General features: G+C 44.2%; 20 protein-coding genes, 1 pseudogene and 1 riboswitch. Of the genes and pseudogenes, 15 read left to right on the forward strand and 6 right to left on the reverse strand.

Going from position 1 to position 26765, the window contains the following annotated elements:
• Positions 1–325: 325 nt before the first annotated feature.
• Positions 326–1378, reverse strand: coding sequence for a recombinase family protein (locus PLH26_RS07070; RefSeq protein WP_324585302.1), 1053 nt, complete (start codon positions 1376–1378; stop codon positions 326–328).
• Positions 1297–1467: pseudogene (locus PLH26_RS21735) on the reverse strand (recombinase family protein); the annotation flags it as partial. The gene PLH26_RS07070 and the pseudogene PLH26_RS21735, both read right to left, overlap by 82 nt.
• A gap of 114 nt (positions 1468–1581) precedes the next feature.
• Here PLH26_RS21735 and PLH26_RS07075 point away from each other — a divergent pair.
• The 4 genes from PLH26_RS07075 to PLH26_RS21740 are packed head-to-tail and all read left to right on the forward strand — an operon-like array spanning position 1582 to position 4211.
• Complete coding sequence (locus PLH26_RS07075; protein ID WP_324585303.1) at positions 1582–2445, forward strand: type IV toxin-antitoxin system AbiEi family antitoxin domain-containing protein; 864 nt, start codon at positions 1582–1584, stop codon at positions 2443–2445.
• Positions 2442–3221, forward strand: a complete 780-nt coding sequence (locus PLH26_RS07080; protein WP_324585304.1) for a nucleotidyl transferase AbiEii/AbiGii toxin family protein — start codon at positions 2442–2444, stop codon at positions 3219–3221. The genes PLH26_RS07075 and PLH26_RS07080 overlap by 4 nt, the downstream gene beginning before the upstream one ends.
• A gap of 7 nt (positions 3222–3228) precedes the next feature.
• Positions 3229–3900, forward strand: coding sequence for an N-6 DNA methylase (locus PLH26_RS07085; protein ID WP_324585305.1), 672 nt, complete (start codon positions 3229–3231; stop codon positions 3898–3900).
• Between the two features lie 29 nt (positions 3901–3929).
• Positions 3930–4211: a Wadjet anti-phage system protein JetD domain-containing protein gene (locus tag PLH26_RS21740; RefSeq protein ID WP_502876368.1), complete on the forward strand. Its 282-nt coding sequence runs from the start codon at positions 3930–3932 to the stop codon at positions 4209–4211.
• Between the two features lie 517 nt (positions 4212–4728).
• Here PLH26_RS21740 and PLH26_RS07090 read toward each other — a convergent pair.
• From PLH26_RS07090 to PLH26_RS07100, 3 genes are read right to left on the reverse strand one after another with little or no spacing between them, the layout of a single operon-like run.
• Positions 4729–4932, reverse strand: coding sequence for a DUF6132 family protein (locus PLH26_RS07090; protein ID WP_324585306.1), 204 nt, complete (start codon positions 4930–4932; stop codon positions 4729–4731).
• A 13-nt stretch (positions 4933–4945) separates the two neighbouring features.
• Positions 4946–5407 (reverse strand): OsmC family protein, encoded by a 462-nt coding sequence (locus tag PLH26_RS07095; protein ID WP_324585307.1) that lies wholly within the window; start codon positions 5405–5407, stop codon positions 4946–4948.
• Between the two features lie 55 nt (positions 5408–5462).
• On the reverse strand, positions 5463–5849 hold the full coding sequence (locus PLH26_RS07100; protein WP_324585308.1) for a DUF302 domain-containing protein: 387 nt from the start codon (positions 5847–5849) through the stop codon (positions 5463–5465).
• A 428-nt stretch (positions 5850–6277) separates the two neighbouring features.
• Between PLH26_RS07100 and PLH26_RS07105 the strand changes: the two genes are divergently transcribed.
• Both PLH26_RS07105 and PLH26_RS07110 read left to right on the forward strand, forming a co-directional pair.
• On the forward strand, positions 6278–7588 hold the full coding sequence (locus PLH26_RS07105; RefSeq protein WP_324585309.1) for a peptidoglycan DD-metalloendopeptidase family protein: 1311 nt from the start codon (positions 6278–6280) through the stop codon (positions 7586–7588).
• A 728-nt stretch (positions 7589–8316) separates the two neighbouring features.
• A complete protein-coding gene (locus tag PLH26_RS07110) occupies positions 8317–10521 on the forward strand; it encodes a glycoside hydrolase family 20 protein (RefSeq protein ID WP_324585310.1) in 2205 nt (734 codons plus the stop codon).
• A 164-nt stretch (positions 10522–10685) separates the two neighbouring features.
• On the opposite strand, the gene PLH26_RS07115 is transcribed toward PLH26_RS07110, so the two are convergent.
• The gene (locus PLH26_RS07115) at positions 10686–11297 is read right to left on the reverse strand and encodes a peptidylprolyl isomerase (RefSeq protein WP_324585311.1); all 612 of its coding nucleotides are present in this window, start codon (positions 11295–11297) and stop codon (positions 10686–10688) included.
• A gap of 141 nt (positions 11298–11438) precedes the next feature.
• Between PLH26_RS07115 and PLH26_RS07120 the strand changes: the two genes are divergently transcribed.
• From PLH26_RS07120 to PLH26_RS07160, 9 genes are all read left to right on the forward strand, one after another.
• Positions 11439–13001 (forward strand): cation:proton antiporter domain-containing protein, encoded by a 1563-nt coding sequence (locus tag PLH26_RS07120; RefSeq protein WP_324585312.1) that lies wholly within the window; start codon positions 11439–11441, stop codon positions 12999–13001.
• Positions 13002–13105: 104 nt separating this feature from the next.
• Positions 13106–13297: riboswitch (cobalamin riboswitch) on the forward strand.
• A gap of 164 nt (positions 13298–13461) precedes the next feature.
• Positions 13462–15789 (forward strand): 5-methyltetrahydropteroyltriglutamate--homocysteine S-methyltransferase, encoded by a 2328-nt coding sequence (gene metE, locus PLH26_RS07125; protein ID WP_324585313.1) that lies wholly within the window; start codon positions 13462–13464, stop codon positions 15787–15789.
• A 162-nt stretch (positions 15790–15951) separates the two neighbouring features.
• Entirely contained in the window at positions 15952–16332 is a 381-nt protein-coding gene (locus PLH26_RS07130; RefSeq protein WP_324585314.1) for a cysteine-rich CWC family protein, read from the forward strand.
• Between the two features lie 266 nt (positions 16333–16598).
• Positions 16599–19490, forward strand: coding sequence for an ATP-binding protein (locus tag PLH26_RS07135; RefSeq protein WP_324585315.1), 2892 nt, complete (start codon positions 16599–16601; stop codon positions 19488–19490).
• A 147-nt stretch (positions 19491–19637) separates the two neighbouring features.
• Positions 19638–20582 carry a hypothetical protein gene (locus tag PLH26_RS07140; RefSeq protein WP_324585316.1) on the forward strand — a complete coding sequence of 315 codons (945 nt, stop codon included), beginning with the start codon at positions 19638–19640 and terminating at the stop codon, positions 20580–20582.
• 804 nt (positions 20583–21386) lie between these two features.
• Entirely contained in the window at positions 21387–23417 is a 2031-nt protein-coding gene (locus tag PLH26_RS07145; protein ID WP_324585317.1) for a TonB-dependent receptor plug domain-containing protein, read from the forward strand.
• A gap of 28 nt (positions 23418–23445) precedes the next feature.
• Positions 23446–24849, forward strand: coding sequence for an HmuY family protein (locus PLH26_RS07150; protein ID WP_324585318.1), 1404 nt, complete (start codon positions 23446–23448; stop codon positions 24847–24849).
• Positions 24850–24984: 135 nt separating this feature from the next.
• Positions 24985–25926 carry a DUF6607 family protein gene (locus PLH26_RS07155; RefSeq protein WP_324585319.1) on the forward strand — a complete coding sequence of 314 codons (942 nt, stop codon included), beginning with the start codon at positions 24985–24987 and terminating at the stop codon, positions 25924–25926.
• Positions 25927–26387: 461 nt separating this feature from the next.
• Positions 26388–26765: carboxypeptidase-like regulatory domain-containing protein (locus tag PLH26_RS07160; protein WP_324585320.1), on the forward strand; the 378-nt coding region annotated here is incomplete at its 3' end.

Raw genomic sequence — 26765 nt, forward strand, 5'->3', positions numbered from 1 at the left:
TAGAGCAATACACTTTTAATGTATGGGCCCTGGGTTCGAGTCCCAGCGGGATCACTTAAGGAGACACTACACAGTAGTTGTCTCCTTTTTTTATGTCAATAAAAATCTGTGACCCAAACTGTTATAGTCTGGTCATTTATAGTTCGATTTCTTCTTGGGTTTTGGTGTTTTTCTTTCCCCATCTTTCTTATAATTTTTTGCCATGAGATAAAGGAAGTCTACTATAACGATTGCTTCGTCATCATCGACTTCAATACCATTTTTTGCTAATATCGTAATTGCTCGCTTAACCGAAACCTTTTATCGGTAAAATTCATACTCATTGCTATTTTGCTTGTCGTTTCGTTGATAATATTTTTGATAGCCCACTGTTCAATCCCAAAGAGATATCCCCTGTTTGGAAATCAACCCTAAGCGGTGGGATAAGGTTGACAAGATGTTTTCTATCTGCTGTGTCCAAACTTGAAAATCCTTGAAGAATGTTTACAAACGACCTACCTCCCAACTGGCTTTGTTTGTCAATGGCCTTTAATTTAAGATCGATATGGTTCAATTCCCTTTTCAGGCATTGGGAATTGACAAGACATTCCTTTTTTAACTCACTATAGTCATCGGATTTTAGTATGTCTGTCACAAATAATTTCCGGGCTTGGGAAAGAATTGATTCCTGTTCAATTAGCTTTCTCATCACCATATTTCGATTCTGTATATACGCTACTTTTTGTGTGCCTGTATTCCAGTCTTCTAAAATACACTTGAATAAATCCATCGCCCCGTTTGAAAGTGCTAATTGCTGAAGTTTACGCTGATAGCAATCATTAAGAAAGAGTACATTGACTCGTGTCTTGCATTTTCCTTGACAATGGTAGTAAGGATTTCTTTTTGTTGAGCCCCGGGAAAAACTTCCGCTAAGTTTTCGGTCGCAAAGAGGACAAACCAAAAACCCTCTTAGAAAAAAGGTTGCTTTCAAGCCGTCTGTTTTAGCGGTAACTTTCCTCTTTGTATTAATAATGTGTTGAACCTCGTAAAACAGTGTTTCAGAAATCAATAGCTCGTGGATTCCCTTTACCATGTATTGTCCTTCTGATTCAGATTTTATTGGGATAAGACCACAGTAGGCAGGATTGCGTATAAGCCGAAAAAAATATGAACGGGAACACTTCAATCCCTTACTATCAGCCATCTTTCGGACTGCCTCAATTGTATGGATATTCTTGGCAAGTTGGAGAAAGGCCCATCTTATAATACCAGCCTCAGGTTGCTTAAGAGCGACGATTTTTTTGCCATCTACTGTTGTTAGATTGATGAAACCCAAGGGAGCTTTGCTCGGATACCTGCCCATCTGTTTTGCCCGACGGATGCCATTAATTTTTTCCATTCGGGTCTGTTGAAATTCTTGGCAGAGAAGTCTTCACGGTAAATCCCCTTGACTTCGATATTGTTGTACCTGCAATATTTCAGTAACCGTTCTTCTTGTTCAGGTAAGGAATATCCCTTTCTTTTTTGTTCATCTGTGCTTACACGGACATGATAAAATAATCAACAACATCCTTGGTTTTGATAGTATAAAAATATAAGTTTATGTTTGCAAAAGGGGTTAAAATTAAACCCATATCGCAATCGTTTACTAAAATAATGGCGGAGCAATACAAATATTTAGACTCCTTTATTGATGAACAAAGGGCAAACGGTAAGTATAGCTTTACTACCGAAGGGTTGCATAGCGAATTAGGAGTGTCTGAAAATGCTCTGAAGAAAACATTACAACGGCTAAAAAATCAGGAATCAGTGGTAATGGTTCGCAGAGGTTTTTATGTGATTGTTCCACCAGAATACAGAGCGAAGGGCATTATTCCTACTAATCTATACGTAAATGATTTGATGAAGTTCCTGAACCGGGATTACTATGTAGGTCTGTTAAATGCCGCTGCTTATCACGGAGCAGCTCATCAGCAGCCTCAAGACTATTCCATCATTACGGAAGGAATTGCTTTGAGGCCAATCAAAAATGATAAGGTGGGCATTAATTTTTACATCAAAAAATCATGGAACAAAAAGGATGTCATAAAGAAAAAAGTAGATACCGGATATATCAATATTTCGTCAGCGGAATTAACCGCTTTGGATTTAGTCAATTATTACAATGAAGTAGGCGGATTTAACCGGGTGGCTACTGTGATAGAAGAACTGAAAGAAATGATACAGGCTGATCAATTAGTGGAAACAGCAAGACAGTATGAAGAAGTGGCGGTAGTTCAGCGCCTGGGATATTTATTAGAATGTGTTTTGGAAGACCATTCATTAAGTGATGCCTTATACAATTATCTTGAATCAGTCGGTCATTACCCAATCTTATTACGTCCTCAAAGAAAGAAACCTGAAAGTATGGTAACGGGTAACAGATGGAAGATTGTACCTAACGTAGAAATAGAAACAGATATATGATACCACAGTCGTATATAACAGCATGGCGAAAGCAGGCTCCCTGGCAGGAAAACTACCAGGTGGAGCAGGATTTGATCATTCAACGGTCATTGATCGCTTTGTTTAGTGATGATCTTATAAGAGAGCGATTGGCTTTTCGAGGAGGAACGGCATTACATAAATTGTTTTTAGCCCCTGCTGCAAGGTATTCGGAAGATATTGATTTGGTGCAGGTAAAAGCAGAACCATTCGGAGCAATTATAGACAGGATTCGGGAACAGCTTTCGTTTTTAGGAAAACCTCGTATCAAGCAAAAAGAACACAATAATGCGATTGTGTATAGCATTCTATCCGAAGACGATGTGCCGATGAAGCTAAAGATCGAGGTCAATACCAGAGAACACTTTTCTGTATATGGTTTACAAGATATTCTTGTTCAGCTAGATTCTGAATGGGATAACGGAAAAGCTTTAGTTCCTACTTATGGATTGGATGAATTATTAGCAACCAAACTTCGAGCTTTATACCAACGCAAGAAGGGACGTGATTTATTCGATTTATGGTATGCCTTGAATAATTCAGATGTCAATGTAGAAAAGGTCATTGAAGCTTTCAAACATTATATGAAAGAGGAGGATAATAATGTTACTCAAAAGGAATTTCTCGAAAATATGGGAAAGAAAATTGAAGATGCTGATTTCACAGGAGATATGAACGGATTGCTGAGAAGTGGAATTGCATACGATATAAATCAAGCGTACAAATTTGTAAAAAAAGAAATTTTAGAAAAAATATAACAAGACTATGTTATCACAAGAAATAAAAAATAAAGTACAGCTTCTCTGGGACAGGCTCTGGGCAGGAGGATTATCTAACCCTATAACGGCAATAGATAATATATCCTACCTGATATTTATGAAGCGTTTGGAGAAGTTTCATCCCAAAGTAGAAGACGGGTATAAATGGAGTGGCTATCATAACTTAGAAGGAACTGAATTAAAATCCCAAATGGATGGTGTATTTAGATTTATCCAAAATGATTTATCTAAAGAAGATGAACCTTTTGCAATTGAAATGAAAAATGCTCGATTTGGTATAAACACTCCCTCTCTACTAGAAGAAGCTGTAAGGATAATTGATGAAATTTTTTCTTTAGTGGAAGAAGAAGAAAAACAGCATCAACATTTCCAAGATTTATTGGGTGATGTATATGAATATCTCTTACGTGCAACAAACGAAGCAGGTAAGAATGGGCAGTTCAGAACGCCCAAACATATCATTCAAATGATGAGTGAACTGGTTGCTCCAAATATTGATAATGAAGATACCAAAATCTGTGATGTAATTAGTGGGAGTTCTGGTTTCCTCGTAGGAGCATATCAATACATTTTAAAAGAAAACAGTAAAGAGATTATTCTTGATGAAGAGAATCAGCTTGAGAAAGGACTTGATGGTAAAAAAACGTTGCCTGGCTGAAAGAGAAACATATTTTTTATTGGGGAGATATTGATGAGCATGGTTTTCAAATACTACACCAGCTAAGAAGTTATTATCCGAATACGCAAAGTATAATGATGGATTATAAAACTTTTGAGCATTTTTCGGAATTTTCGGTTGCCGGGGCACGCAACAAATCTGAACAGCTGTCATTATTAAATGATGAGGAACGTAAACTTTTTGAACAATTAAAGTTGATAGATAAAAACAGGTTGGAACAGGAAAAAATCTCACAAGGATATGTCGAAGAATATTTTAATGACCTTCTCCTAATAATCGGATGCAGCTAGGTTGGAGATTCCGGGCTGTTTGAAGTCTTCTACAATAAAAACCTGTATCGAAGATAGCCTCTACAGCGGAAATGCGGAGATTGTCAGGAAACACTATTTTACTATAATGATTCAAGAGATACTGGCATTAAATAATAGTGCAACACATTGTTTAATAGAATTGTCACGACAGCATTTAATAAAATCACAACGAACTCTCAAGAGCATTATTAAATCAGCAATATTGTTAGTAAATTAAAAAGTCGCCAGCTCGATGGTTTTAGATGTTTACAATTCACTCAATAGTCTTAAATCCGCTATAAAGTGGTTCGAGTTTTGTACCACAGGGTTCACGAAGTGATCCAAAGCGAAACGCGGTCAGCGTGTCGCTTTTTTTGCGTTAGCAAAAAGTGAGGGCGGGAAGTTTATTCCGCTATGGCGGGAAGTTCCCGGCAGGATCACGAAGCGTCTGAAAAGACAATTTTTTTATCTCAGCGCGTTACAAAGTGAAATGCCACTTCATTTACTTTAATCATTGCTATTTTCCATTTTTAAAAATGTTGAACAGCAATCCGCCCATTACAGCGCCATATAAAGTGCTGTTCAATGGTTTTGACGTGATGGCACAGGTACCGGAATTGCAGCCGATGAAATGGTAATAGAGATAGCCGCCAGCAGCGCCGACTAATATTCCAATAATAGTGAGCCTGTATTTAGATAGAAGATTTTTTAATGTGCTCATTTTTCTGCCCGGATCAGTTCAGTTCTGAAACTTTTTCCTTTTTGTTATTAAATATTTGTACCCCGTTATATTTAACTTCCCAGGTTAGAGGCAATGCTTTCTTAAGCATGCTGCTCACTCCGCAATATTTTTCCTGCGAATCGGTTACGGCGTTCAATGCAGCTTCCCTGTTTTCTGCGGCGCCCTTAAAATCATAGATTATATGTGCCCCGATATACTCAATCGGCACCCGCTTGCTGATCTCTCCGGTTACTTTCATATAAAACTCATCCGGGTTTTTATCGGACTTTCTTAAAATTGCAGCAACGTCCATGCCGGTGCAGCCGGCCAAAGCTGTTAACACAAGGGGCTTGGGGATGGTACCGTTGTCTTCGCCGCCAACTTTTTCGGGACCATCCATTACAATTGTATGGCCGTTCACAAGTGCATTGAACTGCATTTTACCCATCCATTGAACATCTATTTCATGTGTCATAATCAAAATTTATTTCTTTGATCCAATTTTCCCGTGAAAACGCCGGTTAGCCATATTATAAGTTGGCGATCACGCGGCTGAGCTTTTCCTTTACCTGCATTGCCACGGAAGCAAGCGCTTCATTTTTTACAGCCATCATTGAGGAAACAGGGTCAACCGCAGAAACCTCCACTTCCCCATTTTCATGTTCCTGTACAATGATATTGCAGGGCAGCATGGTCCCGATCTTATCTTCTGTTTTCAATGCTTCATAAGCAAACTGCGGATTGCAGGCTCCGAGGATACGGTATTTTTTAAAATCAACGTCTATCTTCTTTTTCAAAGTTTCCTTCACGTCAATTTGGGTGAGTATGCCAAATCCTTCCTTCTTCAGTTCTTCTGTAACTTTTTCAATAGCCGTATCAAAATCAGCATCTGCTGTTTTGGAAAAATAATAGCTCATGTTGTTTGTTTTTGAGTTGAAAGCAAAGTTCCGTCAATAAAACCTGATATTCGGTTACCTGTGTTACACAAGAAGAATTTTAAGGCTGACTCTTTACAGGGCTTTTCCCCGGTATCTCCATTTTCAAAACTAATGCAGTTCCGGAGTTGGGGAGATGACGGTGATTATAAGAGATGATGATTTTAATCAGATTCAGATTGTTGATGACGCTCGATAAATAGCTTGCTTTCATAAGGATCTCTTTAATATACTGATCCGGGAGATTTCCCGGGAAATCCAATACGGATGCAATCTTTTAAACTCATATGGGTGTAGTTCCCCGGCGGCACATTGTAATGGCGCATCCGGCACCGCCGGTTCGGGCAGCTATTATTCTACGGGAACTTGCCTGGCCCCTTCTTTGCTTTTGATAAGCAAACCGTGTCATCATGAAAAGCTATTCTTCTGTATGCGCTTTTATACTTTACCTGTTTTTCCTGTACGCATGCAACAGCTCCAGGCAGGGAATATTCGGCCGCAAAAGTCCCCATGAGCGCTACCAGTCGGCATTGCAGGATGCAGGATTAACAGGAACGGAACTTTACAAGGCCTGGGCAAACGCTGCACAAAAAGGCTTAAAGGCTCCGTTAACTATAGCTATCCCTTATAAAGAAACCGGCTTCTTCCCTGCAGAAACGCCACGTTCCGCAGGATATGCTTTTAGTATGCAGGAAGGCGAAAAGATCAGCTTTGTTATAGAAAAGCAGCCCGTGACCGGGCATATATTCTCTGAGCTGTGGAAAATGGAAGACACAACGCGGAAATTATTATACGCTGCCGATTCCCTCGAATACCGATGGGAAGTAGAGATAAAAGATAAGGGTAAATACCTGGTAAGGATACAGCCCGAGCTATTGCATGCTGTGAGCTACACCATTACCATTACAGCAGGGCCATCCCTGGCTTTTCCTGTTCGCACATCCGACAATCCAAAAACTTCCGGGTTCTGGGGCGACAGTCGTGATGCAGGAGGCAGGAAACATGAGGGAATTGATATCTTCACTCCTAAAAGAACACCTGCGGTTGCAGCAGCAGATGGCATTGTTACACGTGTAGGGACCAACAACCTGGGCGGAAAAATTGTGTTTATGCGGCCCGGGGGTAAAAACTACAGCCTGTATTATGCGCATCTCGACACACAAATGGTTCAGGAAGGCCAAAACATTGAAACGGGGGATATTGTGGGGTTGATAGGAAACACGGGAAATGCACGCAACACACCACCGCACCTGCATTTTGGCATTTATGCATCTTCGGGAGCGACAGACCCTTTCCCTTTTGTTAATGCCAACCGGCCTTCGCCGCCCGATATTAAAGCAGACACTTCACAGATAAGCAAAATATTGCGTACTACCGTAAAAGCAAGATTACTGTCGAGCCTGATACCATCGGCTCCTTATGTTACGCTTGAAAAAGGAACACTGACCATCACGCTGGCTGGAGCGGCCGATTGGTTTAAAGTAGAATTGCCGGATGGCGCCACGGGATATATTAAGAGCGATCAGCTCACCGCAAAGCCATTGCAGCAAAAACTGAAACCGGGCTCAGATACATTGTTTGACGCTCCATCGCCTGGCAGTGCCGTACGCTCCGGGATAGCAACCGGTACACCCCTTACCGTTTATGGCGTGTGGCATCGGTATGCGTATGTGGAAGCCGGCAATCACAGGGGCTGGATATTGAGGAGGGAGGAAATGTAGCTGACATATAAAATGAGCATGGCGATACTGGCTCATATTACCAGGTCTGTTGTTACATCATTTTTATGTGTTGTAGTGGCATAATTGATGTATTGAATTAAAAAAACGCATTGTAATGAAAACGACATCGAAAAAAGGCAAATCGCAAGCGCTTAATATCCGGGTTGATGATATTGGGTTGATCGCACCATTGTATATTATCTTTTTGGACTGATTATTTATCTACCATAGTCATTAATCACCGTTTTGGCGTAAGAAAGTGACCATGAGAAAGTAAGACCATAAAATTGCAGGATGGTAGGATACTAAGAGCACTGTAAAACTTTTACGCATCACATCTTACTATCTTACCATCTTACCATCTTACCGTCTTACCATTTTACCATCTTGCCATCTTATCTTTCCCATAATTGTTCTTCATAAGCCGGCTGGTGATAACTGTGCATGAGTAAATATTCTGGTAGAGCAAGGATATTTTACACCACCCCAGGCTTGAACCGGGTCCGGTCAGCGCTCCGCGAAAGATTCAATATAAAAGCAAACCCGGTAAGCATCTCGGGCCTTTTCCTGCGATTTGCGAAGGAAGGGGTTTTAAAATATTCCAAATCCGGCCGCAAGAATTTGTATGTTGCCAGACATACGAAGTAAGGCATAACTTTAAATATTGGAAACTGCTGCCGGTATTTACACGAGAATTAATTATTAATTTCCGGCTCATTTATTTTATCATGAAATATTCTATCAGCCTGCTGTTACTGCTGTTCTGCTTTCATGCTGTGCTGCCGGCACAGGTGATGCTGGTTAAAAATGGTAAGCCTGCGGGCAGGATTGTACTTACATCCGGCGACAGCACTGACGCCCGGGCTGCACGCCTGCTGCAGGATTTTGTGGAAAGAATTACCAAAGCCAAACTGCCGGTCCAAACAACCAATCAAATTAAAACGAATGACATTGTTATCGGCAATGCCGGGTTCAATAAAGATGTTCCAAAAAACGATCTTACGCAAGACGGCTTCCGCATCGTGCACAACGATCATGTGCTGCAGGTGGTTACAGGCGGCGGGAAGGGATCCGTATATGCTATAGTAAGCCTGCTCGAACGCTATTGCGGCGTTTCGTACTGGGGTGAAAATGAATACAGCTTAACTCCTGCCTCCACCCTGCAGGTACCGGCGGTTAGCTTTTCGGAAATACCATCCTTCCGGTACCGGCAAAGCCAGCATTATGCCATGGCAACCGATTCGGTTTACCGCAACTGGATGCGCCTGAAAACGCCCCGGGAGTTCTTTGCAGGCAACCTGTGGGTGCACACTTTCGATTTCTTCCTGCCATCGGCAGTATATGGCAAAACGCACCCCGAATACTATTCTTATTTCAACGGCAGCCGCCATCCGGGCAAAGCCAGCCAGTGGTGCCTGTCGAACCCCGAGGTGCTGGAAATTGTAGCCCAAAGACTCGATTCTGTTTTTAAAGCCAATCCCGGTAAGCACATGGTTTCCGTGAGCCAGAACGATGGCAACTATACTTTTTGCCAGTGTGATAAATGCAAAGCGGTTGATGACCATGAAGGCGCTCATTCGGGCAGCCTCATACATTTTATGAACAAGCTGGCTGAACGTTTTCCGGATAAAGAAATTTCAACGCTCGCCTATCTGTATTCCATGAAGCCGCCCCAACATGTAAAGCCGGCAAAAAACGTAAATGTAATGTTGTGCAGCATTGATTGCGACAGGGAGGTTACGTTAAAGGAAAATGCTTCGGGCCGCGAATTTGCAGCAGCGCTGGAAGGCTGGAGCGCCATATCGGAAAATATATTTGTGTGGGACTATGGCATCAACTTTGACAATTACCTCGTGCCATTCCCCAACTTTCATATACTGGGAGAAAATATGCGCTTGTTCCGCAAGAACAACGTGTCTATGCATTTTTCGCAGATAGCCGGCAGCCGTGGCGGTGATTTTGCCGAGCTGAGAACATGGCTGGTATCGAAGCTGATGTGGAACGTGAACCAGGATGAAGATTCGCTTGTGCAAACTTTCCTCCACGGATACTATGGTGCTGCAGCGCCTCATTTATACCAGTATATAAAGCTGATGGAAGGTGCATTGCTGGGCAGCGGCAAGCGGCTATGGATCTACGATTCGCCGGTATCGCACAAAGACGGCATGCTGAAGCCATCCCTGATGCGCAGGTACAACGATCTGTTCGACCGTGCGGAAAAAGCCGTTGCAGCAGATCCCGTTTTGCTGAAAAGGGTGTGGCGCACCCGTTTACCGTTGCAATATTCGGAGCTCGACATTGCCCGCACCAATAAAAACATGCAGGTAAATGATATCAGCCGCAAGCTGGATCTTTTTGAAGAAAGGGTAAAATTGTTTTCTGTTCCCACGCTCAATGAAAGAGGGAACAGTCCGCTTGATTATTGTGCATTGTACAGAACAAGGTATATGCCTTCGGGCAGGCAAACCATCCCGGTTGCCGGGATCAGCTTTTCAACACCGCCCGGTGAAAAATATGCTACCATAGGTGCTGAGCTCACTGATGGACTGTATGGAGGTATGACATTTGCTGAAGGATGGGTAGGCTGGCTGGGTACAGATGCTGCATTGTCGCTTGACCTGGGCAGTGAAAAGGAATTCACCGGCATCCATACCGATTTCCTGCACCAGTTGGGTGCATGGATCCTGGCGCCGTCGAATGTCACTTATTCCGTTTCATCTAACGGTACCGATTACACGATGCTGAAATCCGTTGACAATCCTGAAGACAGGGATCCCAAAGTAAAGTTTGTTGACCTCAGCCATACAGGCAGCAAGCCGGTAAAAGCCCGTTACATTAAAATTGATATCACCGCTGTAAAAACCTGTCCCCACTGGCATTACGGCGTAGGGCATCCCTGCTGGTTCTTTATAGATGAAATATGGGTTCAATAAAATGAACGTGTAATGTTACCTTTCTCACTTCTCACGTTTCTCTTCTCCCTTCACCCTTCACCCTTCTCCCTTCACCCTTTCACCCATCCCCCTCTCCTCCCCTTCGAAACGAATTCATCCGGGCAAGCAGCAGCCGCACCCGCGCCAGGTACATTATTGCAGCCTTATCTTCCGTTTGCCCGCAGTACGGTTATTTCTTTCTTTACCTGGTCATCATAGGTTTTTTTTACAATATAATGCCATTGCCGTTCGGGCACATCCACAAAAAATATGTCTCCTTTTTTATGTTTGCTTACCGCGTCCTGGAATTCTTTAGGCATCGTGAGCTCTCCAAAAAACCAGCCCGTATCGCCGCGGGTAGTGTTCCCGTCCATGGTATACTGGTCGGAAAGATCTTCAAAAGAAACGCCTTCAGAGTGTTTTTGCAGGATAATTTTTTTAAGGCTGTCGGCTTCAGCGGGAGATACCGAAAAACCATCAAGAAAAATATAGTTTGCCCGGTAGTTGATCGTTTCTGTACCGTCCAGCACCTTGTATGTAACATAGCCTACCGAAAAAATATCCCCTTTATTCTGCTTCAGCAGGCGCTGGTCAATACGCGTAGTATCCTTTCCGAGAGTAAGGTAAAGCAAAGTTGGCTTGAGTGCCGGGTTGGCATCAATGAATTTTTGCGCCTCCTCTTTTGTGTTGATCTTTTCAAATTGCTCCCTTACTGTTAACTGTGCAAAAACGGGTGTGGAGAAAAGCAGGAATAACCATACGGGAATAGCTTTCATATTTTTGTTTTTTGTGGATGCATTAAAAAGTTATCGGTATTTTGTTTCAATAAATGACCAGGGGTACAGGCTGATGAAGATACTATTTTTTTACAGTCCTTCAATGGTAAATCGCCTGCCGGGTCAGGAAAATCAATTGCTATGGAAGCGATCCTTTTTATCACTGTTGCTTTTATTCTGGGTTATATTTTTTTAAAGCTTGGGCTTCCCCCGTTGCTGGGCTACCTGGCAGGCGGATTTATTCTTGCCGCATTTCATTACGGCAGCACGCCTGCCCTGGATCAACTGTCGCATATCGGCGTCATACTCCTGTTGTTCACGCTGGGGCTGAAGATCCGCTTAAAGAATTTTCTTCAGCCCGAGGTTGCCGTATCGGGTTTACTGCAGATAGTGGTGAGCGTTATCATGCTTTCGGGGCTCTTTTTTGTTATAGGGATATCATCAGCGCTCCACGCATCGCAGATCACGCTGCTGGCCATTTTATTCGGGGTAGCCAGTACCGTTATAGCAGCCAAGGGGCTGGAGTCCAAGGGAGAGCTGGAATCCTACCATGGCAGGCTGGCAATAGGTATTCTTGTTATGGAAGACATAATCCTCATCGGGATCATGGCATTTACCGGACTCAAAGCGCCTTCGCCCTGGGCATTCAGCTTGCTGTTGCTACCCCTGCTTAAGCCGGCCCTGGTATGGCTGCTCCGGTCTGTTAAAGATGAGGAGGTGCTCATGCTGTACGGCATATTCATGGCATTAGCAGGAGCCTTCCTTTTTGAGTGGCTGCACCTGAGCGCAGAGCTGGGCGCCTTTTGTTTTGGCGTGCTCCATGCCGGAGAAGAAAAATCGAATGAAATGACGGAAAAGCTATGGGGGCTTCGCGAAGCCTTTCTTGTCGGTTTCTTCCTGAAGATCGGGCTTACGGGAACCCCGGTTTGGCAGGACCTGGTATACGCTTCGGCGCTCGTACTGTTCCTGCCGGTAAGAGTAGTCATCTTTTTTACGATCCTCACCAGGTTCCGGCTCAGGGCGCGTACCGCTTTTCTTACATCCACGTCATTAGCCAGTTTCAGCGAATTTGCGCTCATTACAGGCACTGTTGCCATCAGTGCCGGACTATTGCCCGGGTCGCTGCTTCTTACCCTGGCCACCACGGTGGCATTGTCGTTCCTGGTGGGAGCGCCTGTCAACAAAAGAGCCAATGCTATTTTTCACCGGCTGCAGGCATTTTTAGAGCGGTTCGAAAGGAAAAAAGCGCGCAGCGATGCCGAGCCCAATTCCATAGGTATTGCCAACTTCATCGTGGTGGGCATGGGCAGAACAGGAACGGCTGCTTACGACTACCTGTCTAAAAGCGGCAAAAAAGTAGTGGGCTTTGATACCGACCCCGGAGTACTGGAAAAACACCGTAACCAGAAACGGAGGATACTGTACGGCGATGCCAGCAGCAAAACGCTCTGGAAAAACCTCAATATAGATGAATTACAGGGTGTGGTAGTTGCCATACGCGAAGCATCAGCCAAGCTCAATATCATTGAAACGCTCCGTAAAAGAGGGTTTGTGGGAGCGGTCAGTGCGGTAACGGAATCGGATGAGCAGGCCGCCCTGTTGAAAGCCGCCGGTGTTAATACCCTGTTCAACCCGCTTGTGCAGGCGGGTACCGAGCTGGCAGAAAGAGTAGTGATGTCAAGATTACCCGTAAGCGGGGAATAAAAAGGGCATGAAGGCTGATCATTCATTTGTCCTGCCGCAACGGGCAGGTTTTATGAATGAAAAATTTCATGTACGTTTGCGTTTCATAAGTTCTTTACTCAATTTCTTCATCAAACGAAAAAGGTTCCCGCTATCGGCGGGATTAATAGGGAATTGTGTGCAAATCACAAGCTGTCCCGCAACTGTAAGTAACAAAAAGATTTTTACCCACGGGTATCCACTGTGGCGCTTGTCGCCATGGGAAGGACGGTAAAAATGTTACAAGCCAGGAGACCTGCCTTTATCGAATTGACAATGCTTTCGCGGAATGAAGCGGCAGTCAGTTGGTGTACATTCAATTTATCCGGGTAATTTATTGCCTATTGATAATGTGCATTACTACTTCTCTTTTATTTTACAAAGCACTGGAAGTTTGGCAAGAGCTTTTAACTGATCTTTTATCAATTAAAAAGCAACAAACATGCAAACGCACAACTTAGGCTACCCGAGGATAGGCAGCCGGCGTGAACTTAAAAAAGCTTCCGAACAATACTGGGCCGGGAAGCTGCCCGTACAGCAACTGCTGCAAACAGGCAAAGCCATTCGCCTGCAAAACTGGCAACTGCAAAAAAACGCAGGCATAGACCTGATTCCCTGTAATGATTTTTCTTTTTACGACCAGGTGCTGGATACCAGCCTGATGGTGGGCGCTATCCCGGAAAGGTATCATACGCTGATGGAAGAGAAGCAATTGCCGGATATTGACCTGCTTTTTGCCATGGCAAGGGGCTACCAGCGGGATGGCTTTGACATTACGGCCATGGAAATGACAAAGTGGTTTGATACCAATTACCATTACATTGTACCGGAGTTTACGGCCAACCAGCAATTCAGCCAGTACTGCAACAAAACGCTCAGTGAATTCAGAGAAGCAAAGCAGGCGGGATTTAATGCAAAACCGGTATTGTTAGGCCCTGTATCGTATTTGTTGTTGGGCAAAGAAAAAGAAGAAGGATTTCACAGGCTTGAGCTTATCGGCCGTTTACTGCCTGTTTACATAGCAGTATTAAAACAATTAGATGAAGGCAACGCGTATTATGTGCAATTGGATGAACCCTGCCTTTCCCTTGATCTTTCCGGAAAAGAGCGGGAAGTGTTTATACAAACCTACAATGAAATAAAACGCAGGCTTCCCAACCTGCACATTATCCTGGCAAGCTACTTTGATTGTTACGGGCAGAACCTGCAAACAGCGCTGAACCTGCCCGTACAAACCATACATCTCGACCTGGTACGCTGCCCGCTGCAGTTGGATGATATCCTGGCAACTGATTTTGTAAAAACAAAAACCCGGCTTTCTTTAGGCGTGGTAGATGGCCGGAATGTCTGGAAAAATAACTTTCAGCAGTCGCTTGCATTGATCCATAAAGCGGTTGAAAAGATCGGGCCGGAAAGGATCTGGATAGCACCATCGTGCTCCCTGCTGCATTCGCCCTGCGACCTGGATATGGAAACCGATGAGCAGGTCTTAACGCCTCAAATAAAGCAGTGGCTTGCTTTCGCGAAGCAAAAAACACAGGAAGTGGTTACGCTCAAACAACTGGCAAACGGTGAAGACACGGCAGATGCGGAGATTAAATTACAGGAGAATATAAGCGCCGGTATAAGCCGCAGCACATCATCGCTCATTCACAACCCGGAGGTAAAGCATCGTGTTGCCGGCATTGGCGCAAAAGATGACCGGCGTAAAAATATTTTCGCCGTACGGAAAATGAAACAACAGCATGTGTTGCAGCTACCCATGTTTCCAACTACTACTATAGGTTCATTTCCGCAAACAGCCGGGGTGCGGAGCTGGAGAGCCGGGCTTAAAAACGGTGCGCTTACACAAGAGCAGTATAATAAATTAATTGCACAGGAAACAACGGATGCTATCCGCTGGCAGGAAGAAGCCGGCATAGACGTGCTGGTGCATGGTGAATTTGAGCGCAATGATATGGTAGAATATTTTGGCGAACAGTTAGATGGCTTTGTATTTACCAAAAACGGGTGGGTACAAAGCTATGGCAGCCGCTGCGTTAAACCGCCCGTTATATATGGGGATGTGAGCCGCCCGGCACCCATGACGCTGAAATGGACGGCTTATGCGCAATCCCTTACCGGCAGATGGGTAAAAGGAATGCTTACGGGGCCGGTCACCATTTTGCAATGGAGCTTTGTACGCAACGACCAGCCGCGGAGCGAAACCTGCACACAAATTGCATTGGCCATTCGCGATGAAGTTACCGACCTGGAAAAAGCAGGAATAAAAATCATACAGATTGATGAGCCTGCCATCCGGGAAGGATTGCCATTGCGGAAAGAAAGCTGGCAACAGTATCTGCAATGGGCAGTTCGTGCGTTCCGCATTGCGGCAGGCGGGGTGAAGGATGAAACGCAGATCCATACCCATATGTGCTATTCCGAATTTAACGACATCATTCAAAACATTGCAGAGATGGATGCCGATGTGATCACAATCGAATGCTCACGTTCTCAAATGGAATTGCTACATGCTTTTTCTGATTATAAGTATCCCAATGATATCGGCCCGGGGGTTTATGATATCCATTCGCCCCGGGTCCCTTCAAAAGAAGAAATGATCGCATTGGTGGAAAAAGCAATGGCTGTTATACCCGCTCAGCAGCTTTGGGTAAACCCCGATTGCGGGTTAAAAACGAGGCATTGGGAAGAAACCAAAAAGGCGCTCCAGGCGATGGTGGAAGCTGCCGCAACACTGCGGTTGTCTGTACGTGAAAGTGTTTTATAGTTTTAGTGAAACTGTCTGAAAAGGGCTGGTCCGGAAAGATTATGGCGCCGGGGACTCAACAGCACAATATCCTGATCTTCAGGCTTTATTTTCTTGGTGACTGCTTGGTGGCTTTGTGGCAAAATATTACTTTCCGGACAGCCCTGTATCATCAATTAAATAATGGAAAAGCACGAAGAAAAATATTGTCCCAAATGTAACAGCCGGTTTACCTGCAGATCCGGCGACATTGCAAACTGCCAGTGTAATACCATTGAGCTGAGCGAAGCTACACAGGATTTTTTGTTGCGCACAAGCTTCGATTGCTTATGCAAAAGTTGCCTCGAAAAGCTCAACCGCGACATTAAAACAGCAAAAGGTTATCAATTTCCGGTTCAGAAGGAAATGCTGATTGAAGGATTGCATTATTATAAGGAAAATGATAACCTGGTATTTACAGCGCTATACCATATATTAAGAGGCTACTGCTGCCAGAGCGGGTGCAGGCATTGTGCATACGGGTATAAAAAAGATATCAGCGATCAGGTATCTGCAACCAGGTGAGTAATTGCTAACGACAGCCCGTATGGTTCTTCTCTGCAGGCAGTATTCCCGTATTTCGGATGTATAACTGCTGAAGCGGCAGATCCTGCCGGGATGGCTTCACATTTTTAATCTCACTGCTTTGTTTCAGAATTAAAAGTTATACTTTTAACCATCCTGTTCCCTTGAATACGTTTTGCTGAGAACACTTGCGGGTTCCAACAAGATCGGCAATAAGCTGCCGGAGTTATCAAAACTGTGCACCCAGAAAGTTTTACTTACTTACAATGATTGCGATAGCAATTTTTAAAAAAAGAAGCGTTGTTTTTTCCGTTTTTTGTTTATTGCTGTTCATAGCAGCAAAGGGGCAGCTTACTTTACCGCCTGTTTATATAATCAGTGCGGACACTGCTGTATACCGCTTATTACCGGATACCAACTGGCAGGTAATGGCCGATCCAGGAGAAAAAATGCAGCTTGCAGAGGTAACAGCTTCCTCTCTTTTTCAACGCAATGATAAAAAGGTGAGCTATAAAAGCCGTGTTTACTGGCAGCGTTTCCGGGTTGCCGGTAACATGGCGAAAGAAATAGAAATTGCTTTGCCCGAACACTCTTTTCGTGCAGACCTGTTTACTAAAATTCATGATGGCGAATGGCGGCACTACATCACAGGGAGAGGTGTGCCCTGGAGCCGCCGCGATGGGCTGAAAAGGATTCCGGCATTTACGCTTCACATCCCGCCCGGCGATACCGTTACGCTATATAAAAGGATTTACTGGAACTATGCAGATGTTCAGCCAGACTCGATGCAGGTTGTTTTCAGCTTTGCAGAAAACCTGGTTCGGCACAATTATGTGGATAATGAATCGCATTATTTGACGGCTATACAGGATGCCTTTTTATTGGGGATGTTTATCCTGTCTATCATTATCAACGTTTATTTTTTCATAATAGTCCGTGAAAAAGAATTTCTTTATTTCAGCCTGTTCCTGGTATCCTTTTGCATTTTGGCGTTGTGCAGCTTAAATGATGCTTTTCTAAAAGAAAACCCACAATTATTATTGTACCTGTATATTATTTTTAATAGTTGTTCCAGTTTCTTTCTCATCCAGTTTGTACGCTACTTTTTAAAAACATTTCAGCACTTTCCCTTATGGGATAAATACCTTTTGAGTTTTAGTGTTCTCCAGGTGCTTGTTCTTTTATTTTCAGGCGTTTCATCAGCCCTTTTTCAGGTCAACCTGTCAAATATTGCTCATTTTTCCGAAAACACTATCAAGCTGATAAATGGCATTTCACTTTTACTTATTCTTTTGCTGTATGTACGCAATAAAGACAGGATGGTGAGGCTACTGCTTGTGGCGCTCATACCTATTCTTTTTTTGCAGGCAACCGCTTATGCATTGGCGGTTATTAACGGGCTGTACTATGCAAGGCTCGGAGCGCAGGATATTGCCGGCTATGAGTCGGGATTTAACAGCATTGCATTTTTTATCCTGATACTTTGTTATTTATGGATGATGATCATTTTTACATGGGTACTTTTCCTGCGGTTTTCCAACCTCCGGAAAAAATTAGCCCTGCAGTCATCGCTTGACCATCTCAAATCACGCTTTTTTGCTAATATTTCTCACGAATTCAGAACACCGCTTACACTCATCATAGGGCCTATTGAAGATATGCTCCAGGATAAGAACACACAAAAATTCAGGGAGCCTCTGCAGTATATCCACCGCAATTCAAAACGCCTTTTGCAACTGATCAACCAGCTTTTAGACCTGTCTAAACTTGATGTGAGGAGTTACCCGGTGAATACCAATCGTGAGGATATCATTCCTTTTGTAAAACAAATTGTGCATTCTTTTTCTTCAATGGCACACCATAAAAATATTTTATTGGAGACGGAAGTGGACCCCCGCTTAAAAAATGCGCTAAGGGATAAAACGCTGGCATTTTATTTTGACGAATATATTTTTGAAAAGATCCTCTATAACCTTCTTTCCAACGCTTTTAAATTTACGGGGGAAGGAGGCAGTATTATTGTAAGTATTTCACTGGCGGGCAAAAACTTGCTGGAACTGAAAATAGAAGACAGCGGAACCGGCATACCTGCAGAAGCGCTCCCGTTCATTTTTGATCGGTTTTACCAGGCCGGCAGCTCCAACAAAAAAATATATGAGGGAACAGGGATCGGTCTTGCGCTCGTAAAGGAACTGGTAGCGCTGCACAACGGCAGCATAACCGTTGTGAGCGATGTAAATAAAGGTACCACCTTCAGCTGTTATTTCGCTTTTAATAAAAAAATGATTGCTGCCGGCGCCCCGGGTAACACGTCCTCAAATCAGAATTCCGTATGGCCTGATGCAAAACGCGATGATACAAACCACGAAAAAGTAACAGATAATAGCAGACCGGCAATTCTTGTGGTGGAAGACCAGCAGGATGTGCGGAGCTATATCTGTGGCAAATTGATGGAAAACTATACGGTAATAGAAGCCAAAAACGGACAGGAAGGATTTGAAACTGCCAAAGAACATATGCCGAACCTGGTGATCAGCGACGTGATGATGCCTGTAGCAGATGGATTTGAATTATGCACTTTATTAAAAAATGATATTATCACCAGCCACATCCCGGTTATATTACTTACTGCCCGCGCAGAAGATACAGATAAAATAACCGGGCTGGAGACCGGTGCAGATGCCTATCTTATCAAACCTTTTAATTCAAAGGAACTGTTAATAAGAGTGCGTAACCTGATTGAGCTGCGTAATAAATTACGGAAAAAATTCAGCGGCAGGCTGGTAGTAAAGCCGGCTGAAATAACGGTTACGTCGCAGGACAGCCGGTTTATGCAGGGGCTCCTCAGTACAGTGGAAAAGCATATTGGGGATGAAAAGTTTTCTGTAGAGCAGTTGGGCAGGGAGTTCGCTATGAGCCCCTCACAGATAAACCGTAAATTAAAAGCCATCATTAACCAGTCTGCAGGTGCATTTATCCGCTCTGTGCGCATGCAGCGGGCAATGGAATTACTGAAAAACGACCAGGCTACTATTGCAGAGATCGCCTATGAAACCGGTTTTAGCGAACCTGCTTATTTTTCACGCGTTTTTAAAAGCTATTTTGGATTTCCCCCGTCGAGCGTCACGACAGAAAAAGATCCTCCGCCCAAAGGCTAAAATACCCGCTCATTATCTTCCGCAACGACCCATCCAAACCACAATGCACGAAAAATCCAATGTTTTGTTTCAAAAGTATAAGTTTCCGGCTTAGGGGCGGTTCTAACTTACACAATCATAATTACTTAGAACTTAAAATATTTTAAAATGAAACCTTTTCAATCTGCGATTACCGCAGCTTTCCTGCTCCTGCTCAGTTGTTCTGCAACAGCGCAGAATAATAAGAATGACGAAACCGCTATCAAAAAAGTATTGCAGCAGGAAACCTCCACTTTCTTCCATAAAGATTATAACGGATGGGCAGCATGCTGGCTCCACGATACAGCTGCCAGCGTTCTCAGAGCAGGCGCCAGTGGTTATGATCAACTGCTTGGCTGGAATGCCATTACAGCAGCATACAAAAGTGATATCCAGAGTCTTGATGTAAGGAGTGAAGCCGAAATTGAACCTTTCCTTAATAAAACCGACTACCATATTTATATCAATGGCAACATGGCTGCTATTTCTTTTAAAGAGGGAGACAAAACACCCAATACAGAAATGCGCACCCTGGTAAAACACAATGGTGCATGGAAAATCCTCAATTTCACCCTGCTGAACAATGCCGGTTATGAAATGATGGATATCATGAATAATATAAAATCTTTTGTGGGCAAATGGGAGCTGGATGGAAAAGCTACCAGGGAACCTTCAGATGGAGGAGTATTAAATTCGGTTAAATTTGACCTGAGAGAAACACCCGGCGGGCTGGAGCAAATTTCAAACGGAATTTTTACCCGCAACAATATATCGTATGCCCCACCGGCAGAGCATGAATATTTTATACCTGATTATGGTACCAATACCGTTTCTTACATGGACATTAGTAAAAATCAATCAGGGCAGACATTCACCCAAACAGGCAAAGTAACCTCTGTTAGTCCAAATTCGTTTACAGTAACCATAATGTATCCCGATAAGCCTGCCGCTATACAAAGCGAATATACCGTAACGATGCAAAACGGTAAATGGCACCAGGTGGGTAAACGATATGACAGAGACGGCAAACAAAACATTACTACTACTATTGACCTGAAGCGGGTAGTACAGTAATCTACCGGAAGAGCAGCTCAAAACCCAAATACCGCTCATTGCCTTCCGCAAGGGTCTGTACAACCTGCAATGCGCAAAAAATCCAATGTTTTACGGGAAAAGTACAAGGAAAAGGAGGGGCAGTGATACTATTTTTGAACCCGTAGATAAAGCAGCTATCGGGATTCTCTTCGAAAAGACACTCGTGAAGCTGTGCGGCCGCTTATTATTGAACGGTTTAAAAAACAGGATTATGTGGACCAAATTCGTGCACTGTTTGCCGGCACTCACCATGCAGATGAAATATATCGCGTGGTTGCCGAATGACAGGTATGGATTCCTGTAGTTCGATCATTTTAGCTCAAAACATATAGTCCGGGAAAAGCCGGTATTCACTACAGCCTCTGTCGTTTCGTGCAACGATACGCGGAATTTGCCGGGGTGGCCCACTTCCACAGGGGCTCATTTTAAATGAAATTTCAGTACCGGAGCGCATTCGGAAAGTCCAACTATATTAAAAGAACAATAGCGGCCGTATTTAAACTTAGTTTTCTCATGTTTGCGTCTAAGACGCAATTGGCTTCCTTTCCAGGAAGCCTTTTTTATACCCGATATACGAAGCAGCACAACTAAACCCGCCCCATTTGTCACACTACTGTCAGTTTCCTGCTTTCGAAAATTGTTTTCCCTTCTGCGTAAAGCCAAATGGTATTTCTGTTACACATTTGCAGGAATGTGGAATACCCTTGTTCAGCCCGGAATATGGTATCGGGCCTTTGATATACCATCTTTTGAAACAGGATTTTGCAGCAGCAGTTATTTATTATGAGAAAGTTATACTTTATTACCGGAATTGTGCTATTGGCTAATACAGTATTTGCGCAGGAAGATACAATGACTGCAAAAGAACTGGCGGAAATAGTGGTAACCGGGCAATATAAACCGCAATCTGTAAAGAATTCCGTTTACCAGGTAAGGATAATTTCAAAAGACCAGATACAAAAACAGGCAGCTTCCAAATTGCAGGATGTGCTCAGCAACCAGTTGAACATCCGGTTCTCACAGGATCCCGCCACAGGCGGTTCAGATATTAAGATGCTGGGACTTTCAGGGCAGAATGTAAAAATATTAATTGACGGTGTGCCCGTAATTGGCCGGCAGGGAACTTCCAACGAGATCAATATCAACCAGTTGGAGATAAATTCCATTGAACGGATCGAGATCATTGAAGGGCCCATGTCGGTGATCTATGGAGCCGATGCGCTGGCAGGCGTTATCAATATCATCACTCAAAAACCAAAAAAGGAAAAGTTCACTGTAAATGCCAGGCTGCATGAGGAAACCGTAGGAAAAGAATATGGCTTACAGCAGGGCATACACAACCAGTATGTGGGCGGCTCGGCAACTTATAAAAACTGGTATGTTAGCGGTGGCATCGGCCGCAATTTATTTGGCGGCTGGAAAGATTCTGCTGTGGGAAGAGAATTGCTGTGGCATAAAAAAGACCAGATCGTTGGCAACGGCATGATTGGCTACCGTAAGGCAAAGCTCAATGTATATTACAGGTTCGACGGGCTGGATGAGATCATTACCAACCCGGCTAATATCACCGGCAGCCAGCCGGCGCTCGACCAGGAATATATTACAGACAGGCTGATGCAGCAATTACAGGCATCCTATACCTTTAATCCAAAATTATCTGCAAACGCCATTGCGTCTTATACCCATTTCACCAGGCAGGTGTATTCCACCTTGTATTACCCTGATGGAGACGTGCGGGTAGCTACTGCCCCGGGCGCTCACAGTTTGTCTGCCTTCAATGGCTTCACTTTCCGCGGAACCGTGCTGTACAGGATGTCGCCTGTTGTATCGTTTCAGCCCGGTGTGGATGTCAATATAGAGAACGGCGATGGGGAAAGGATAAAAACAGGTAAGCAGCAAATCAACGATTACGCGTTTTTTATTACATCGGAGATCACGCCCGTAAAGAGGCTAAACATCCGGCCAGGTCTGCGTTTTGTGAGCAATTCCGTGTACGACGCGCCGCCGGCCATCCCGTCGCTGAATGTAAAATTGGGCTTAACGGAAAAGCTTGACCTCAGGGCAGCTTATGCCAGGGGGTTCCGTTCTCCATCCATCCGCGAGCTGTACTTCGACTTTCACGACGGCAGCCATGACATCATAGGCAATACGGAACTGCAGGCGGAATATTCCAACAGCTTTACAGGATCCTTATCCTTTACTGCTATTCAAAAAGAATCGCTGCGGCTGAGCACTTCACTGAGCGGCTTTTATAATAATGTGAGCAATATGATCGGCTATGTGCAAAGCGCTGCCGATACACGCATTACCACTTACAGCAATATTGATAAATACAAAACACGGGGCGCCACGCTGAATGGGAGCCTGGTACACAAAAACCTCAATGCTTCGCTGGGCTTTTCCTATACGGGCCGGTACAACCAGTATAAGGCCAATGACCCTTCCCTTGCTTCATTCAAGTGGTCGCTGGAAACCAATGCAGTTGCCGGTTATGCTTTTCCGAAGATCGGGATGAATGTGAATCTCTTTTACAAATTCACCGGCAGGCTGCCCTATTACCAACTGGCTACCGTAAACGGAAAGGATGAAGTACGCCTGATGCAGACCGGGGGCTACCACTGGGCAGATATCACCCTCAACAAAAAACTGTTCAGCCTGCTCACCTTAAATGCCGGTGTACGCAACCTCTTTGATGTAACCCGGGTGAGCAGCACTGCCGGCAATACCGGTGCGCATGCGTCGAGCGCCGTTTCGTCTATTGCTTACGGCCGCTCCTGGTTCCTGGGACTTGCCTTTAACTGGAATAAAAATTAATTATATCAATCATATAAACTCAAACAGCATGTTTAAACAAACCCTACGGACAGGATTTATATTTTCCCTCGCCTTACTTGTTCTGGCAGCGGGATGCCGTAAAAAAGACGCGCCATTGCCCGATAACCTGGTACAGTTTGAATCTGGTAACCAGGGACTGGCAGCAACTGCCCCGGATATAACAGTGAAATTAAAATTAACCAGGGCAACCGACAGGGATATTGCCATTACCATAAGCCTTACGCCAACAGGTGTTGCATATACCACCGATTTCACTACCACCCCGGCGGCTGCTTCCGGAACGCTGTCGTTAACCGTTCCCAGCGGAAGCAGCGAAGGAAGCTTTACCCTCGCCAAAGCACCGGGTGTTTTACTTGATGGTGATGAGCAGATCGTGTTTAAAATTGAGTCTTCCGCCACGCCGGTGATCATTGGCACCACCAATGTATTTACCCTGCAGTTCGCCGAGATCATATCTGCCGGATCAGATATTACAGGCGATGGCGGCGGCGCCACTTATGGCAATAAGGTGTTTTTTGACCTGAGCGCCAACAGCCAAACGGCCGTTCAGCGCACCAAATGGGACCTGGGCTTTTACAGCGGCGACGAATGGCGCGTGATCCTCAATTCCTCTACCGCCATGATGGCAAAGCAAATTGACAAGAGCGATCTGAACGATGTAACTGCTGAAGACACGACCGGTTTTTCGGAGGATGTGATTTTTAACCAGTTTGCACCAAGCACCGATGCGCTTGCCTATATTGATTATCCCGATGGCGATCTGACTAAAACAGCCATAGCCGAAGTTTCCGCTACGGCCTCTGATAATAAGGTATATATCGTTAACAGGGGAAAAGGAGTTGGCTCTCCCACACCCGACAGGGGCTGGAAAAAGATAAGGATCATCCGCAACGGGAGCGGCGGCTACACCCTGCAGCATGCCGATATTGACGCTACTTCCTTTACTTCTGTTGATATCCCTAAAAACACAGACTATTTCTTTAACTATGCTTCTTTTGAAACAGGCGCTGTTGAAGTAGAGCCTCAAAAAACAAAATGGGACATTGCCTGGACCTATTTTTCCAATGTAACTGATTTTGGCGGTGGTGAAGTACCATATGCCTTCCAGGACTTTGTGATACAGAACAGGAACGTGGAGGTAGCGGAGGTGGAAACTTCAGCCAAAGCCTATGATGCATTTGCAGAAGCAGATATTGCAGCGCTCACGCTCAGCGCTTCTCAATTATCGATTGGTTCAGGCTGGCGTGCCGGTGGCGGACCCACTTCAGCACCTTATGTTTACGACGACATATATTATATTATTAAAGATGGGGATAACAATTATTATAAGCTCAGGTTTACGGCCTTAACCAAAGATGGAGAAAGAGGCCACCCCGCATTTGAATATGCTTTGGTAAAAAGCGGTGAATAAAATAATAAGAGTATAAAATGTTATATGAAAACCATTCCCCAAAAAGGAATGGTTTTCCTTTTTGCGTAAATCACTTTCCGCATTCTGTAAATCTTATTCGGGCGAATCATGTTGCTTTGTCATTAAATTGTAAAAATGGATAAAAAAATTATTGGAACAGCTATTGGCTTAATGCTGGTTGTACTGGTTCAGGCGCAATCCGCCGACGCAAAAAAATACATAGACAGTCTCTGCGGATGCTTTAATGTAGAGTTTAAATATGCCGAAACTTTTTCGCCCGACGAGGAGTATAAGTTTCACAAGCGTGAAGGACTGAACGGCGGAACGGAGCTTACCTTCCCGATTGAAGTAAGCGATAATAAAATTGTTATGCAGCACCTGCTGATCGTTTCGGAGGGAATGATCGTTAAGCACTGGCGGGAAGACTGGACCTATGAAAACCCGGTGATCTGGACATTCAAAGGCAATAATGTATGGGAAAAAGAGCGCCTTCCGGAAGACCAGGTAAAAGGCAGGTGGACACAGTCGGTATGGGAAGTGAGCGATGCACCCCGTTACCAGGGTGCGGCCAAATGGGTAACCCTTGATGGTAAAACCTTTTGGCAGAACACAACAGATGCACCGCTTCCAAGAAGAGAATATTCAGTACGCAACGACTACAATATCCTTAAAAGAACAAACCGGCTTGTACTCACCGGCAACGGATATGTGCATGAGCAGGACAATGAAAAGATCATCCGCAAAGATGGCGTTGACCAGCTCCTGGTGGAAGAGAAAGGGAAAAACACCTATGTGCGCGTAGATGACAAGGAGTGTGATGCCGGCAGGGCTTACTGGGAAAAAACAAAGCCCTACTGGACGAAAGTGCGCCAGGCATGGGAACAATATTTATCTGGTCATAACACTGTTACCTTAAAAAGCGCTGTTGATGACAAAGTGCTGCACGAACATTTATTTGCGCTGGCAAAAGAGTATAGCACGGGTAAGCTGAAAGATAAAAATGTAGAGACTACAGTGAAGTCCGTACTGGAAAAATTCTGGGTTGAAAACGAGACGCCCGTAGCTGCGAAAAAATAAAGCAGTCGGTACCCGACGAAAGGAGGGTCAGACCGCGCGTATGACCGGAACGGCACTGATATCTCGTATATTTTTGGTAAGGTGAGAAGGCTTTGCGAAACAAACACCGTCTCACTTTCTCCTTTCATCTCACACTCAGTAGCGGCATTAGCGGCTTTCGCCTATGCCCTTCTTGATAACGGCAATTAGCAGGCGATATGCCTGATATCCCGGCCGATTGTCTTTTATTGTCCTGCAAATTCCTCATTGCGCAACTCAATTTCCCGATCGGGTAGCCTACTATTTTTCTCCTGCATATACTTTTGCTTTGTTTCACTATTGAATAAATAGCACAAGGGCTTGTATTGATAGGAAACGCTTGTACTAAAGGGTGTTGCTGCTTCTTTAACTCGATAATGGAAGACTTTTCAGACAACGCCCTGTTTTTATCTCAAACAAACAAAGAAAAAAAGTAAAACTACATGAAGAAAACGAAGACACTTATCGTTGCCATGTTAACAATGTTAACAGGAATTTCGGCGCAGCCCGTCACCGGTTATATCAAAGGAAAAGTTACCACAGCAGATAACAAACCTGCCGAAGGAGTAACCATACTCATAAAAAACACGGTGAAGAATGCGGTTGCCGATAATAACGGTGAGTTTGAAATTAAAAATATTCAGCCGGGCAGCTATATACTTGCCGTAAGCCTTGTTGGATATGAAGATGCAGAGCAGGAAATAACCGTTGAGAGTGGTAAGGCAACCACCGTATCTTTTCAGTTGGCATTATCCAACAGGGAACTGAACGAAGTGGTGGTAATAGCCAACAGGAACAGCTTTAAAACCAACCGTACTTCC

The organism is Agriterribacter sp. (genome assembly GCF_035444585.1).
In the GTDB taxonomy this organism is placed as follows: domain Bacteria; phylum Bacteroidota; class Bacteroidia; order Chitinophagales; family Chitinophagaceae; genus Agriterribacter.

Bases quoted from the DNA above. Each gene is read 5' to 3' on its own strand.
- PLH26_RS07070 (WP_324585302.1), bottom strand. From the start codon at position 1,378: ATGGAAAAAATTAATGGCATCCGTCGGGCAAAACAGATGGGCAGGTAT.
- PLH26_RS07075 (WP_324585303.1), top strand. From the start codon at position 1,582: ATGTTTGCAAAAGGGGTTAAAATTAAACCCATATCGCAATCGTTTACT.
- PLH26_RS07080 (WP_324585304.1), top strand. From the start codon at position 2,442: ATGATACCACAGTCGTATATAACAGCATGGCGAAAGCAGGCTCCCTGG.
- PLH26_RS07085 (WP_324585305.1), top strand. From the start codon at position 3,229: ATGTTATCACAAGAAATAAAAAATAAAGTACAGCTTCTCTGGGACAGG.
- PLH26_RS07090 (WP_324585306.1), bottom strand. From the start codon at position 4,932: ATGAGCACATTAAAAAATCTTCTATCTAAATACAGGCTCACTATTATT.
- PLH26_RS07095 (WP_324585307.1), bottom strand. From the start codon at position 5,407: ATGACACATGAAATAGATGTTCAATGGATGGGTAAAATGCAGTTCAAT.
- PLH26_RS07100 (WP_324585308.1), bottom strand. From the start codon at position 5,849: ATGAGCTATTATTTTTCCAAAACAGCAGATGCTGATTTTGATACGGCT.
- PLH26_RS07105 (WP_324585309.1), top strand. From the start codon at position 6,278: ATGAAAAGCTATTCTTCTGTATGCGCTTTTATACTTTACCTGTTTTTC.
- PLH26_RS07110 (WP_324585310.1), top strand. From the start codon at position 8,317: ATGAAATATTCTATCAGCCTGCTGTTACTGCTGTTCTGCTTTCATGCT.
- PLH26_RS07115 (WP_324585311.1), bottom strand. From the start codon at position 11,297: ATGAAAGCTATTCCCGTATGGTTATTCCTGCTTTTCTCCACACCCGTT.
- PLH26_RS07120 (WP_324585312.1), top strand. From the start codon at position 11,439: ATGGAAGCGATCCTTTTTATCACTGTTGCTTTTATTCTGGGTTATATT.
- metE (WP_324585313.1), top strand. From the start codon at position 13,462: ATGCAAACGCACAACTTAGGCTACCCGAGGATAGGCAGCCGGCGTGAA.
- PLH26_RS07130 (WP_324585314.1), top strand. From the start codon at position 15,952: ATGGAAAAGCACGAAGAAAAATATTGTCCCAAATGTAACAGCCGGTTT.
- PLH26_RS07135 (WP_324585315.1), top strand. From the start codon at position 16,599: ATGATTGCGATAGCAATTTTTAAAAAAAGAAGCGTTGTTTTTTCCGTT.
- PLH26_RS07140 (WP_324585316.1), top strand. From the start codon at position 19,638: ATGAAACCTTTTCAATCTGCGATTACCGCAGCTTTCCTGCTCCTGCTC.
- PLH26_RS07145 (WP_324585317.1), top strand. From the start codon at position 21,387: ATGAGAAAGTTATACTTTATTACCGGAATTGTGCTATTGGCTAATACA.
- PLH26_RS07150 (WP_324585318.1), top strand. From the start codon at position 23,446: ATGTTTAAACAAACCCTACGGACAGGATTTATATTTTCCCTCGCCTTA.
- PLH26_RS07155 (WP_324585319.1), top strand. From the start codon at position 24,985: ATGGATAAAAAAATTATTGGAACAGCTATTGGCTTAATGCTGGTTGTA.